The organism is Variovorax paradoxus, assembly GCF_022009635.1.
Classification (GTDB): Bacteria; Pseudomonadota; Gammaproteobacteria; order Burkholderiales; family Burkholderiaceae_C; genus Variovorax.
In genome coordinates this window covers 7,648,039-7,661,283 of sequence record NZ_CP091716.1, presented here as the reverse complement: position 1 = coordinate 7,661,283, position 13,245 = coordinate 7,648,039, and the positions used below count along the sequence as shown (strand labels likewise).

Below are 13,245 nucleotides of genomic sequence, written 5' to 3'. Positions count from 1 at the left end.
CCACCCCACCAGAAATATGAGCACCCTTGCCAATGCCATGGACGTCCTGAAGCTGATCGCGCGGCTGCGCCGCGACATCACGGTGACGGACGTGGTGACAGAACTGGGCCTGCCCAAAAGCTCGGCCTCGCGCACCCTCAGCATGATGGCCGGCTACGGCTTTCTCGACCGCGACGCAACCACGCGCGCCTACCGCCCGGGCGGCGTGATCATGGAAGCGTCCTACCACTTCCGCGCCTCGCGCAACGCCGCTTCGCTGGTGGAAGAAGCGCTCGATGCGCTGGTGGCCGAGACCCGCTTCACCGGCTACATCAACGTGCTCGACGGCGCCGACACGCTGGTGATCCAGATGCGCACCGGCGCCGGCGCGCTTCAGATCTACACGCCTCCGGGCAGTCGTGCGCCCGCGTACTCCAGCGCGATGGGCCGGGCCCTGCTGGCCCGTCAGAGCGACGCCGAAGTGACGGCGCTGCTCGGCGGCCGGCTCGACCAGGGTCGCGGCGACGCACCCCGCACGCGCAAGGACCTGCTGGCGCGCCTCGCGGTGATCCGCGAGACCGGCTGGGCCCTGTCGCGCGGCGAGTACGTGACCAACGTGGCGGGCATCTCCTCGGCCGTGTTCGACGCGGCCACGCGCCAGGCCTATGCCTTCGGCATCGCGCTGCCCGCGGAGATGCTGTCGGACGCGCTTGTCGAACGCTTCGGCGCCATCGTGCGCGATGCGGCGGCGAGTGTCGGCAAGCGCGTGGGCGACCCCTATTGGCTCGCATTCGGTGCAAGCGTCCCTTGAAATCGAAGGGATTTCCCGTCGAAGGTGCAAATTCCAGAGGCGACGCACCACCTTGAATCGCGGGAAGGGTTCGCACCAATCACGTGCGGGCACCGTTTTTGCTTGAATGCCGAAGCATTCACATCCAACGGAACGATCCCGCATGAACAAGCGCCACCTGCTCCAGTCCTTCCTCGCCGCCTCGGCCCTCAGCTTCGGCCTCGTACCGGCCTTTGCACAGACCCCGACGCCGATCAAGTTCCAGCTCGACTGGCGCTTCGAAGGGCCCGCCGCGCTGTTCCTGCATCCCGCCGCCAAGGGCTACTTCAAGGCATCGGGCCTCGACGTGACCATCGATGCGGGCAACGGCTCGGGCGGCACCGTCACGCGCGTGGCCTCCGGCGCCTACGACATGGGCTTCGCCGACCTCGCGGCGCTGATGGAGTTCCACGCCAACAACCCCGACAGCCCCAACAAGCCGGTCGCGGTGATGATGGTCTACAACAACACGCCGGCCTCGGTCATGACGCTCAAGAAGAGCGGCATCACCAAACCGGCCGACCTCACGGGCAAGAAGCTGGGCGCGCCGGTGTTCGACGCGGGCCGCCGCGCGTTCCCGATCTTCGCCAAGGCCAACAACATCGGCGCCGTCAACTGGACCGCGATGGACCCGACGCTGCGCGAGACCATGCTGATGCGCGGCGACATCGACGCCATCACCGGCTTCACCTTCACTTCGCTGCTCAACCTCGAGGCACGCGGCGCCAAGGCGGCCGACGTGGTGATCCTGCCCTACCCCGACTACGGCGTGAAGCTGTACGGCAACGTCATCATCGCCTCGCCCAAGCTCATCAAGGAGAACCCGGCGGCGGTGAAGAAATTCCTCTCGGCCTTTGCCAAGGGCGCGAAGGAAGTCATCGCCAACCCGGCGGTGGCCATCGAATCCGTGAAGGCACGTGACGGCATCATCGACAGCAAGCTCGAGACGCGCCGCCTGCAGCTGGCCATCGACACCGTCATCAACAGCGCCGATGCGCGCGCCGACGGCTTCGGCGCGGTGAACTCGGGCCGCATGTCGCTCATGGCCTCGCAGGTGTCCGACGCCTTCGCCACCAAGACGCGCGTGAACCCCGACGCCGTATGGACCTCGGCCATGCTGCCGCCGGCGGCCGAACTCAACGTCCTGACGAAGAAGTGATGGCGGACGCATCGCACCCGCTGCACGCCACCGACACGGCCGCTCCCTTCGTCGACTTCCAGGACGTCTGGCTCGCCTACAACGAGGAGCTTCTTCGCGCCAATCACTTCGCGGTCGAGGCCATCGACCTGAAGGTGAAGCGCGGCGAGTTCATCGCCATCGTCGGCCCCTCGGGCTGCGGCAAGTCGACCTTCATGAAGCTCACCACCGGGCTGAAGATGCCGTCGATGGGCAAGATCCGCATCGACGGGCAACCCGTGACCGGGCCGCTGAAGATTTCGGGCATGGCCTTCCAGGCGCCCTCGCTGCTGCCGTGGCGCACCACGGTCGACAACGTGCTGCTGCCGCTGGAGATCGTCGAGCCCTATCGCTCCAACTTCAAGGCCAAGCGCAAGGAATACGAAGAGCGCGCCCGCCGGCTGCTGCAGAAGGTCGGCCTCGGCGGCTATGAAGACAAGTTCCCATGGCAGCTTTCGGGCGGCATGCAGCAGCGCGCGAGCATCTGCCGCGCGCTCATCCACGAGCCCAAGATGCTGCTGCTGGACGAGCCCTTCGGCGCGCTCGACGCCTTCACGCGCGAAGAGCTGTGGTGCATCCTGCGCGACCTGTGGACCGAGCAGCAGTTCAACGTGATCCTGGTCACGCACGACCTGCGCGAATCGGTGTTCCTGGCCGACACGGTGTACGTGATGAGCAAGAGCCCGGGGCGCTTCGTGGTCAAGCGCGAGATCGAGCTGCCGCGCCCGCGCGAGCTGGAGCTGACCTACACCAAGGAGTTCACCGACATCGTGCTGGAGCTGCGCGGTCACATCGGCGCCATCCGAAACACCGGCATCGGCGCGGCGCAGACCGCGGCCGCCGTGTCCCATTGAGCCGCGCATCATCATGAAGAACACCAAGCAAATCGAACGCTGGTCGCCATGGCTGCTGCTCGTGGCGGTGATCCTGCTGTGGCAGATCATCTGCGCGGGCTTCGAGGTCTCCGACTTCATCTTCCCAAGCCCCTTGCGCATCTGGAACCAGTTCTGGGAGTTCAAGGAAATCATCGCGGGCCATGCATGGCGCACCTTCTGGGTCACGATGGCGGGCTTCGGCCTGGCGATCGTGGTGGGCGTGCTGCTGGGCTTCGTCATCGGCAGCTCGCGCATCGCGTATGCGGCGATCTACCCGCTCATGACGGCCTTCAACGCACTGCCCAAGGCCGCCTTCGTGCCGATCCTGGTCGTGTGGTTCGGCATCGGCGCGGGCCCGGCGATCCTCACGGCCTTCCTGATCAGCTTCTTCCCGATCATGGTCAACATCGCCACCGGCCTCGCGACGCTGGAGCCCGAACTCGAAGACGTGCTGCGCGTGCTCGGCGCCAAGCGCTGGGACGTGCTCATGAAGATCGGCCTGCCGCGCTCCATGCCCTACTTCTTCGGTTCGCTCAAGGTCGCGATCACGCTGGCCTTCGTCGGCACCACGGTGAGCGAGATGACAGCAGCGAATGAAGGCATCGGCTACCTGCTGATCTCCGCCGGCTCCGCCATGCAGATGGGCCTGGCCTTCGCCGGCCTGATGGTAGTGGGCGCAATGGCGATGCTGATGTACGAGCTCTTCAGCGTGATCGAGAAGCACACCACGGGGTGGGCGCATCGGGGGTCGCAGAACCAGTAGAGAGAGAGAGAGAGAGTGGCAGCCCGGTGATCCGACGCGCGGGCAGCTCTTCAAAGCATCAGCGAAGCCTCGTCGCGCCAGTAAGCCACCGCGCCCAGCCACCCCTCCCACACGCAGCCGTTGCAGCCGCGCCCACAGCAGGTCGCAGGTTCTGCCGGCGGCGCGCGCATGGCGAGCCCCTGTGCATCGAGCAACGACTGCACGCGGGCGATCAGCGCCTTGGCACTGGCAAGGTCGGTCGGCGAAAGGAGGTCTTGATCGGCGAGAGGCATGACAGAGCGGGCGGAGCGCCTGCGATTGTCGCTGCTTCAGCAGTCCTTCAGGCCCCGGACGGCAGCCGCTTGCAGAATCGCCGCAATGGCCTCTGACGCAGCGAACCCCGATCAGCCGCTTGCGCGCATGGCGCACGTCGACCTGCTTCGCGGATTGCTCGTGCTGTTCGTCATCCTGCTGCACGCGAACCTGCGCATTCCGTTCGGGCCGCCGGCGCTGGCGGAGATGCTGGGGCCGCGGGCTTCGGGCATCCTGTTTCGCAGCGGCTATTACGCCGTGATCGTGTTCTTCGTGCTCTCGGGCTACCTGATCACGAGCGCTTCGATCAGGCGATGGGGCAAGCTGTCGCGGGTCCGGCCCGCTGCGTTCTACCGCTTCCGGGCGGCGCGCATCCTGCCGAGCCTGCTGTTGCTGCTGGCGGTGCTGGCCGCGCTGCAGCTCGCGGGCAGCGCCTGGTTCGCGCTCGACACGGCCAAGGTCCCGCTCTGGCGCGCGCTGCTCGCGGCATTGGGCTTGCATCTCAACTGGCTGGAGGCGCAGGTCGGCTACCTGCCTGGCCCCTGGGGCGTGCTGTGGTCGCTGTCGGTGGAGGAGGCCTTCTACCTGCTCTTTCCGTTGCTGTGCGTGCTGGCGGGCAGCGAGCGCCGGCTGGCGTGGCTGCTGGTGCTGCCGATCGCGCTGGGGCCGCTGGCGCGTGGCGGCGTGTTCAGCGGCAACGAGTTGTGGCAGGACCACTCGTACCTTTCGGGCATGGATGGCATCGCCTTCGGCTGCCTGGCAGCGTTGCTTGCGCACCGCGTGCCGCGCCTGCCGTCGCTTGCGGTGCAGCGCACCGTCATGTCTATCGGCCTCGCGCTGAGCCTCCTGGTCTTCTGTTTCCGCAAGGAAGTGTTCCAGTGGGGACTGACGCGCTTCGGGCTGCAGGTCTCGCTGCTGGAGTTGGGCACGGCAATGCTGCTGCTGGCAACGCATTGGCGCCCGTGGAGCTGGTGCGCCTGCGCGGCCGGCGCGCCGCTGCGCTGGTTCGGCCGTTACAGCTACGAGATCTACCTGACACACATGTTCGTCGTGATTCCCGGCGCGTGGCTGTTCCAACGCATCGGCGCGCTGCCCGCATGGACACCACTCTGGTTTGCGATGGTGGTTGCGGCCTCGGGGTTGCTCGGGCAGTGGCTGGCGCAGGGCTTCTCGCAGCCGTGCAACCGGATGCTCAGGCGTCGAGGTTCAGCTCCAGCCGCATCCTCGCCCCGCCCGATTCGCTCGAGCCGATCGTGAGCTGCCCGCCGTGCAGTCGCGCGACCTCGGCCACCAGGTGCAGGCCGAGCCCCGCGCCGCGCCCGCGCGGCACCAGCCGGTGGAACGGCGCTACCACGCGCTCGCGGTCGGCCTCCGGTATGCCCGGCCCGGAGTCGAGCACCTCGAAGCCCGAGGGCTCCCACAGGCGCACCTGGATGTCGCAGCCCTGCCCGCCGTGCTCGATGGCGTTCTGGATCAGGTTGGTGAGCGCGCGTTCGAGCGAAGGCGCGTCGCCGCGCACCAGCAGCGGCCGGGGCGCATCGACCGACAGCGTGCAACGGTTCATGATCGCCAGCGGCGCGATGTCTGCCGCCACGCGCTCGCACAGCGGCTTCAGGTCGACCTGCGCATCGTGCGAGGCGATGCGGTCCAGTCGCTGCAGGTCGAGCAGTTGTTCGGCCAGCGTGGCAAGCCGCGCGGAGGCCTGCTTGAGCTTCACCTTGAGCGGGTCGTAGGGCAGCCGCTCCAGGTGAATCTGCAGCGTGGTGATGGGCGTGCGCAACTCGTGCGCGGCGTCGGCCAGGAAGCGCTCCTGCCGGTCGTAGCCTTCGTTCAGCCGGTCGAAGGCCCGGTTCACCGCATTGACCAGCGGGCGAATCTCGCTCGCCACGTTGGCCAGCGGCAGCCGCGTGGTGCGCTCGTGCACGTCGATGCTCTCGGCATGCTCGGCGGTGGCCACCACGCCCTTGAGCCCGCGCTTGACGACGAAGGGCGTGGCCAGGATCACGCCGAGGCAGGTGACCAGCGCCATCGGCGCCACCAGGAACAGGAACACCAGGCCCGTGCCCTTGAGCGTGGTCTTGACCGTGAGCGGCGCCCCGGTCTGGACCACCACGTTGACAGGGCCCGTCGCGTCGGTCTCCACGCGTTCGAAGCGGGCCTTGGGCTGGGTGTTGTCCTTCGACGGATCGATGGTCAGGCGCTCGATGCCGTCGAGCGTGGTCGCCAGGTCGGCGTACTTCGCGGGCACGTCGCCGTGCCGCACTTCGGAGCCCGCGGCGTCGCGCGCGATGAACCAGAAGGGCCCATCGGCCTGGTCGAGGCGCCGGATTTCGGAGGTCGGCGCAACTGCGAGCCGGCCTTGTGCGTCGCGCATGAGCGCGCGCTGGATCACCGCGATGGTCTCCTGCCCGGTCTCGTCGACCATGCGGCCAGCCACCCACGCCAGGCCGATGAAGCCGCCCAGCACCAGCGAGCCCACCACCACCTGCAGCAGGATCAGGCTCCAGATCAGCCGCCAGCGCAGCGAAAGCAGGCTCAGGCTCATCCGTTGTTCGGCGGCGTGGCCGCGCAGATCAGGTAGCCCACGCCGCGGATCGCGTGGATCTCGACCTGCGCGCCGGCCTTGTCGAGCTTGGAGCGCAGCCGCGACACGTGGGTGTCGAGCGCATTCGACTGGATCTCGTCCTTGTGGCCGTACACGCGCTCCTGCATGGTCTCGCGCAGCACGGTGCGGCCGCGGTGCTCGAGCAGTGCCTCCAGCACCAGCAGCTCCCGGCGCGGCAGCGTGAGGTTCAGGTCTCCGACATGGGCCTGCCGCATGTGGTGGTCGAAGGACAGCTGCCCCAGCGTCATGGTGAAGTTCGCGCGCACCGCGGGGCGCCGGGCCAGCGCGCGCACGCGCGCCATCAGCTCGTCCATCGAGAAGGGCTTGGCGAGGTAGTCGTCGGCGCCGCCGTCGAGGCTGAGCACCCGCTCGGCCACGTCGGTCATGGCCGTGAGCACCAGCACGGCGGTGGCGACCTGGTTCTGCCGCAAAAAGGCCACGAGCGAGAGGCCGTCGCCGTCGGGCAGGCCGCGGTCGAGCACGATCACGTCGTGCTGCGCCGACAGCGCGGCTTCCTCCGCCTCGCGCAGCGAGCTCGCCACGTCGACCAGCGCCTGGTTCTGCCGCAGCGCCGAGGCCAGGGCTTGCGCCAGGTCGACTTCGTCTTCGACGAGCAGGATTCTCATGAGGGATGCGGCAAGGGCTGGATGCGGGAAAAGGGGCGGGCCATTCTAGGAGAGGCGTCCTTGCGGAAGGCGCAATGTTCACGCAATGCAGCGGCATAAGCTGGGGCGATCCATGACCTCACGCCCGGCAACTTCCTCCCCCCTGCCTCCGAGTCCCTGGTACCTGGCGTTGGGCCATCGGATCGCCACGCTCTGGCTGGTGAAGATGATCGGCACCACTGTCGGCATCTCGGGCTTCTTCGTCGTGTACTTCTGGGTGATGCACAACCCGCCGTCGGAGCCGACGGTGATGCCGCTCACTCGGCTCGACCACTGGGTGGGCGTGAGCGACGACGCGATGGTGCTGTATGGCTCGCTGTGGTTCTACATCTCGCTGGCGCCGGCCTTCGCGAAGGACAAGGCGCAGCTTTGGGCCTGCGCGCGCGACGCCGCCGTCATGGCAGGCATCGGCCTCGTGGTGTTCTGGTTCTTTCCCACGACGGTGCCCGTGTTTCCGGTCGACTGGTCGCAGTATCCGGCGCTGCAGTTTCTCAAGGCCACCGACGTGGGCGGCAATGCGTTTCCGTCGCTGCATGTCGCGTTCGCGGTGTTCACCGCGGTGCTGCTGCGGCGTCAGCTGCGCAGCGTGCAGGCACCTGCGTGGGTACAGGTGCTGAACATGCTCTGGGCCTTCGGCATCGTCTACTCGACGCTGGCGACGCGGCAGCATGTGCTGCTCGACGTGCTGGGCGGCACGTTGCTTGCCGCCGTGGTATGCCGGGCAGGCAGCCCGCGCGGCAAGCTGGTGCCGGCGCGGGCCTGAAGCTGAAGATTTACCAGAAGATCCAGAGAGCCAGGCCGCCGAAGATGGCCCACTTCACGAGGTAGTACACCCGCTTGTCCCAGGCCTTCAGGCGCTTGCCGACCACGCGGATCTGGTAGATGTACTTGAACGCGCGGTTGATGCCGCCGGTCTTGTCGCCCGCGTCGTTGGGCGAGCTGGCCGCCGCCAGCAGGTTCTTCGCGAACCAGCGGTTCACCGCGCTGGCCCAGCGGTACTTCAGCGGGCGCTCGATGTCGCAGAACAGAATCACGCGGTCGTGGTCGGTGGTGTTCTCGGCGTAGTGGATGAAGGTCTCGTCGAACACCACGGCCTCGCCGTCGCGCCAGTGGTAGCGCTGGCCGTCCACGTCGATGTAGCAGCCTTCCACGCCCGGCGTCCACAGGCCCAGGTGGTAGCGCAGCGAGCCCGCGAACGGGTCGCGGTGGCGCACCAGGCGGCTGCCCGGAGGCAACTCGGCGAACATGGCGGCCTTGATGGTGCCGATGCCCTTGAGCAGTTCGGTGGTGCGCGGGCACAGCACGGCGGCCGAGGGATGCGCTTCGTCGTACCACTTCAGGTAGAAGCGCTTCCAGCCGCTCTTGAAGAAGGAGTTGAAGCCCACGTCGTTGAACTGGCTCGAAGCCTTGATGCTGCCGCCGTTGCGCATGGCCAGCGCTTCCTCGCGGATGACTTCCCAGTTCTCCTCGAGGATGCGCATCTCGGGGAACTGCGCGGGCGACAGGTACGGCGTACCGGGCACCTTCGAGAAAAGGTACATGAAGACGTTCAGCGGAGCGAGGAAGGTCGAGTGATCAGAGAGCTGTCTGAAGAAACGATGCCGCACCTGGCCGCGGAAATGAACGTAGAGCGCGCTGAGCGCGAAGATGGCAAGAATGACCCACTTCATTGGAAAGTGTCCTGTAAACGGCGCCGGGTAGTGTAATTCGTCGCCCCGGAACGGACCTGACTCGGGCCCATTGCCCTTTCGGCCCTCCCGGGGGCGGTCTCAGCTGCAGAGCATGGGCTGCGGCGCCTCGGCCATCGCCAGCGGCAGCCGCACCGTCACCAGCAGGCCGCCTTCGGCGGTTTCGCCGAGCGTCACCTCGCCGCCGTGCCGGTCGATCACCGACTTCACGATGGCCAGGCCCAGCCCGCTGCCGCTCTGGGTCTGGTCGGGGTTGCGGAAGAAGCGGTCGAACACGCGCTCGCGCAGCGCGGCCGGAATGCCCGGCCCCTGGTCGGCCACCGTGAGCAGCGCATGCGGCCCCTCGTGCGCCACATGCACCACCACCGTGCTGCCCGAGGGGCTGTACTTGATGGCGTTGTTGACCAGGTTGTCGATCATCGAGACCAGGCTCTCGCGTTCGCCCAGCACCGGCACGCGGTCTTCGCACACCAGCTCCAGCTCGATGCCGCGGGCGCTGGCCAGGCCTTCGATCATCGCGAGGCGGTCTTGCACCAGCCCGTCGAGCGACAGCATCACGGGCAGCGCGTTGTCCGAGACCGCGTCGCTGCGCATGAGCTGCAGCAGCTGCCCCACCAGCCGGGCCGCGCGGTCGTTGCTGCGCAGCAGGTTGCCCATGAGCTCGCGCTGGCCCTCGTCGGTGCTCTGCTCCTTCAGTGCCTCGACGTTCACGCGCATGGCGGCCAGCGGCGTGCGCAGCTCGTGCGCCGCGTCGGCGATCAGGCTGCGCTCGCGCGAGGTGCTGTCGCGCACCCGCTGCAGCAGGCTGTTGATGCTCTGCACCAGCGGCTGCAGTTCCTTGTGCGGCGGCGTGTACGACAGCGGCGTGAGGTCGGCCGGGCCGCGCTCGGCGGTTTCCTTGCTCACCTGGCGCCACGGCCGCAGCGCGAGCCGCACCGACAGCCACGCCGGAAAGATCAGGAAGGGCAGGCTGATGACCAGCGGCAGCAGGTAGTAGCCCCGGTACATCACGGTCACGGTGAGGCGCCACACGCTGGGCTCGGCCAGCATGACGCGGGTATCGGTGGTGGCCGAAACCAGCGTGCGCGCGCGCCATTCGCGGTTGCCCGCCTTCACCGTCTCGATGCGGTTCGGCGCCGAATTGAGGATGACGGGCACCGCCGCCGTCGAACGGTAGATCAGCCTGTCGCCCTGCCACACCTGCATCACCGGGGAGGAATCGGACGCGGCGTCGCCGTCGCCCACCGTCTCGAGCAACGCCGCGTCGAAGGCGGCCAGCGTTTCCTGCTGCTTGTCGGGATGGTCGGCCATGTTCTGGGAGATCGCCAGCACGGTCTGGAAGATCTTGTCGTACTTGAGCAGCTCGGGGTCTTCGTACGAGTCGTACAGCAGCAGCGCGACGGCCATGGTCCACAGCAGGGCCACCACGCCCATCTGCGCGAGCAGCAGGCGCCGCATCAGGGAAGGTTGTTTCCAGTTCTTCCAGCGCTGCGCCAGCGCCTGCATCATTTCGTCGTGCTCCGCACCAGCGATTGCACGTCGATCACGTAGCCGATGCCGCGCACCGTGCGGATATAGCCCTGGCCGATCTTGCGGCGCAGGTTGGAGATATGCACCTCGAGCGAGTTGCTGCCGTTGGCCTGGCCGCCGGGCAGCACCTGCTCTTCCATCACGCGGCGCGTGACCACGCGGCCGGTGCGCTTGAGCAGCAGCGCCAGCAGGTCGAACTCGCAGCGCGACAGCTCGACCGGCTCGCCGTCGACGATCACGCCGCGTGTGGGCTCGTGCAGCGCCAGCCCGCGCATGCGGATGGTCTCGTCGTTGAAGCCGTAGCTGCGGCGCGCAAGCGCACGCACCCGCGACAGCAACTCGGCCAGCGCGAAGGGCTTGACCAGGTAGTCGTCGGCACCGTCGTCGAGGCTCCGCAGCCGGTCGTTGAGCGCGTCGCGCGCACTCAGCACCAGCACCGGCAATATCTGGCGGTCGCGGCGCAGGCGGAACAGCAGGTCGAGCCCGTCGCCGTCCGGCAGCCCGAGATCGAGCAGCACCATGTCGAACGTGCCGCCGTCGAGGGTGCGCAGGGCGTCGTCCAGCCGGCGGACCCACACCACATCCATGCCCTGATTGGCCAGGGCGATGCGCACGCCGTTGCCCAGATCAAGGTCGTCCTCAACAAGCAAAAGATTCATGGGCCTCCATGCGAACGAACCCCGCCCGGTGGCGGGAATGAGGCCGAAGTATCTGACAAGCGGCCCCGGGGCACTTCAGGAAATCTTCATGAACGCCCAAGCGGCCCTTCAGGTACGAAAACGACACTGGAGCGACCCCTTACATACGGAACATCGACGTGAATCGACCACCTGTCCCGCCGAGCCGCTTCCTGCGACCGAACCGCTTCCAACCCCAGCGCCGCAGCCTCCTGCGTGCCCTGGCCCTCACCGGTGCCGCCGGGCTCGCGGCCTGCGGAGGAAACGGCGGCACGCGCGGAGTAAGCGCCGCGGCAGCAGGCGCAGGCAGCGGACCGGTCTCGGTCACCGACCGCCGCGTGAAGGTCTCGGCCTCGCCCGATGTCTCGCTGCAGGTGCGCGACTGGCAGCGCGCCGGCAACACCGGTCCCACCATCGTGCTGCTGGCCGGACTGGGCGGCAATGCGCGCTGCTTCGACAGCCTCGCGCCCGCGCTGGCCGCCCGCTCGCGCGTGGTCGCGATCAGCCGGCGCGGCTACGGCCTGTCGGACAAGCCTCTGCCGGTCAAGAGCGCCACCCAGCACTACGAAGTGGAGACTCTCGGCTCCGACCTGAAAGCCGTGCTCGACGACCTGGGCCTGCTGCGCGTGGTGCTCGGCGGCCATTCGATCGCCGGCAACGAACTCACTTACTTTGCCGGCCGCCACCCCGAACGGGTGCGCGGCCTCATCTACCTCGACACCACCTTCGACTACACGAAGGACGGCGAACGCGGCGGCGAAGAACTGCCGATGAACCGCCGGCTCGACGAACCCAGGCCGAAGCCCGCGGACGGCCGCTCGCTGCAGGCGGCCATCGCCTTCCAGCGGCGCAAATCCAAGAACTGGTGGCCCGCACTGGAGGCGAGTCTGCGCGACGCCGTGGAGGTGCGCCCCGACGGCAGCGTCCGCATGAACACCCCCGACGACGTGGAGACCGCCATGGACACCGCCGCCCACAATTTCTCGCCCGACTACAAGGCGGTGCGCGTGCCGTCGCTGGTGGTCACGGCCCTGCCGGCCGACAACCGCGACCTGTTCCCGTGGCTCGAACTGCCGCTGGACGCGAGGACCGAAAAGGACGCGGCCGACATGCTGCGCATCTTCCGGCGCGCGCGCATCGCGGACGCCAACCGTCTGGTGGAAGCGCTGAACACGCCCAACCGCCTGACGCTGGACAACAGCTGCCACACCGATTTCTTCATGGAGCGCGAAGCCGAAGTGCTGCGGGCAATCCAGTTCATGACGTGGGCGTGAGCCGCGGGATGCTATTGACGCAGCAGCTTGATCAGCGCCGCCAGTTCCTCGCCGCCGAGCCCCGCCGCGTCGGCCCGCTGGAACAGGCCGGCCGCGAACGCCGGGAACTCGGTGTTGATGCCCGACGCCTGCGCCGTCTGGAGAATGCGCTGGGTCGCCTCGACGGAGATGCGCATCGGGCTTTGCGTGATCGCGAAGTCGCCCGACTGGATGACCGCGCCTTCGTGCTCCAGGAAACCCGCGAAGGTCGGCATGATGCCCGCGACGATGCGCCCGTACTCGGCCACGTCGAAGCCTTCGTGTTCGGCGACCCGCGCGCCGTGCAGAAAACCGAGCATCGTGCCGTAGATGCTCGACAGCGTCGCCAGGTCCATGGTCGCCGCCGCCGCGACCTTCTCGCCCAAGTAGACGATGCCGCCGGCCAGCACATCGAGCCAAGGCTTCGCTTCGTCGAACACGGCCTGTGCGCCGGACACCAGCAGCGGTGTGTCGGGTCGGCCCATCTGGTCGGGCGCGGCCTGGATCGCGCCCTCGAGGTAGGCGGCGCCGTGGCTGTGCGCCCGCGCCTGCGCGTCGCGCGCGTCCTGCGGGCTGCCGGTGGTCAGTTGCGCCAGCAGGCGGCCATCCATTGCGGCGGCCACGCCCGGCGCTGACAGGATCTCTTCGGCGGCGCGATAGTCGTAGACGCACATCACAGCCACGCGGCTCGCGCGCAACGCCTCTTGCGCGCTGCGGGCCAGCACGGCGCCCTGCTTGACCAGTTCGTCGGCCTTGCCCGGCGTGCGATTCCACAGGGTGACCTCGTAGCCCGCGTCGACGTACAGCCGCGCGATGGCAAGACCCATCGCGCCCAGGCCCAGAACGGAAACCTTCTTTTTGCTCATGATGATCC

The 13,245-nt window shown here is 67.9% G+C and carries 14 protein-coding genes; 7 read left to right on the top strand and 7 right to left on the bottom strand.

The genetic code is table 11. The features are described 5' to 3' along the window. The first annotated feature begins 16 nt into the window (after window positions 1–16). From L3V85_RS35765 to L3V85_RS35750, 4 genes are all read left to right on the top strand, one after another. Entirely contained in the window at window positions 17–790 is a 774-nt protein-coding gene (locus tag L3V85_RS35765; RefSeq protein WP_237677278.1) for an IclR family transcriptional regulator, read from the top strand. A gap of 142 nt (window positions 791–932) precedes the next feature. Continuing rightward, the gene (locus L3V85_RS35760; RefSeq protein ID WP_237677277.1) at window positions 933–1,967 is read left to right on the top strand and encodes an ABC transporter substrate-binding protein; all 1,035 of its coding nucleotides are present in this window, start codon (window positions 933–935) and stop codon (window positions 1,965–1,967) included. Then, a complete protein-coding gene (locus L3V85_RS35755; RefSeq protein WP_237677276.1) occupies window positions 1,967–2,839 on the top strand; it encodes an ABC transporter ATP-binding protein in 873 nt (290 codons plus the stop codon). Before L3V85_RS35760 ends, L3V85_RS35755 begins: the two co-directional genes overlap by 1 nt. Before the next feature lie 13 nt (window positions 2,840–2,852). Continuing rightward, entirely contained in the window at window positions 2,853–3,623 is a 771-nt protein-coding gene (locus L3V85_RS35750) for an ABC transporter permease (RefSeq protein WP_237677275.1), read from the top strand. A gap of 50 nt (window positions 3,624–3,673) precedes the next feature. Here L3V85_RS35750 and L3V85_RS35745 read toward each other — a convergent pair whose 3' ends face one another. Next, window positions 3,674–3,895, bottom strand: coding sequence for an oxidoreductase-like domain-containing protein (locus L3V85_RS35745; protein ID WP_237677274.1), 222 nt, complete (start codon window positions 3,893–3,895; stop codon window positions 3,674–3,676). An 85-nt stretch (window positions 3,896–3,980) separates the two neighbouring features. On the opposite strand from L3V85_RS35745, the gene L3V85_RS35740 reads away from it, so the two are divergent. Then, complete coding sequence (locus L3V85_RS35740; protein ID WP_237677273.1) at window positions 3,981–5,171, top strand: acyltransferase family protein; 1,191 nt, start codon at window positions 3,981–3,983, stop codon at window positions 5,169–5,171. Here L3V85_RS35740 and L3V85_RS35735 read toward each other — a convergent pair. Continuing rightward, a complete protein-coding gene (locus L3V85_RS35735) occupies window positions 5,107–6,459 on the bottom strand; it encodes a sensor histidine kinase (protein ID WP_237677272.1) in 1,353 nt (450 codons plus the stop codon). The two genes, L3V85_RS35740 and L3V85_RS35735, sit on opposite strands and share 65 nt — an antisense overlap. Then, window positions 6,456–7,145 (bottom strand): response regulator, encoded by a 690-nt coding sequence (locus L3V85_RS35730; RefSeq protein ID WP_237677271.1) that lies wholly within the window; start codon window positions 7,143–7,145, stop codon window positions 6,456–6,458. The genes L3V85_RS35735 and L3V85_RS35730 overlap by 4 nt, the downstream gene beginning before the upstream one ends. A gap of 112 nt (window positions 7,146–7,257) precedes the next feature. On the opposite strand from L3V85_RS35730, the gene L3V85_RS35725 reads away from it, so the two are divergent. After that, window positions 7,258–7,947, top strand: a complete 690-nt coding sequence (locus tag L3V85_RS35725; RefSeq protein ID WP_237677270.1) for a phosphatase PAP2 family protein — start codon at window positions 7,258–7,260, stop codon at window positions 7,945–7,947. A gap of 10 nt (window positions 7,948–7,957) precedes the next feature. Here the strand turns inward: L3V85_RS35725 and lpxO are convergent, their stop codons facing one another. From lpxO to L3V85_RS35710, 3 genes are all read right to left on the bottom strand, one after another. Beyond that, window positions 7,958–8,854, bottom strand: a complete 897-nt coding sequence (lpxO, locus tag L3V85_RS35720; RefSeq protein WP_081269317.1) for a lipid A hydroxylase LpxO — start codon at window positions 8,852–8,854, stop codon at window positions 7,958–7,960. A 99-nt stretch (window positions 8,855–8,953) separates the two neighbouring features. Beyond that, on the bottom strand, window positions 8,954–10,381 hold the full coding sequence (locus tag L3V85_RS35715) for a sensor histidine kinase (RefSeq protein WP_237677269.1): 1,428 nt from the start codon (window positions 10,379–10,381) through the stop codon (window positions 8,954–8,956). Beyond that, window positions 10,378–11,061: a response regulator gene (locus L3V85_RS35710; RefSeq protein WP_198082772.1), complete on the bottom strand. Its 684-nt coding sequence runs from the start codon at window positions 11,059–11,061 to the stop codon at window positions 10,378–10,380. Before L3V85_RS35710 ends, L3V85_RS35715 begins: the two co-directional genes overlap by 4 nt. 158 nt (window positions 11,062–11,219) lie before the next feature. On the opposite strand from L3V85_RS35710, the gene L3V85_RS35705 reads away from it, so the two are divergent. Continuing rightward, complete coding sequence (locus L3V85_RS35705) at window positions 11,220–12,353, top strand: alpha/beta hydrolase (protein WP_237677268.1); 1,134 nt, start codon at window positions 11,220–11,222, stop codon at window positions 12,351–12,353. An 11-nt stretch (window positions 12,354–12,364) separates the two neighbouring features. Here L3V85_RS35705 and L3V85_RS35700 read toward each other — a convergent pair whose 3' ends face one another. Beyond that, the gene (locus L3V85_RS35700) at window positions 12,365–13,237 is read right to left on the bottom strand and encodes an NAD(P)-dependent oxidoreductase (protein ID WP_237677267.1); all 873 of its coding nucleotides are present in this window, start codon (window positions 13,235–13,237) and stop codon (window positions 12,365–12,367) included. Window positions 13,238–13,245 lie beyond the last annotated feature (8 nt).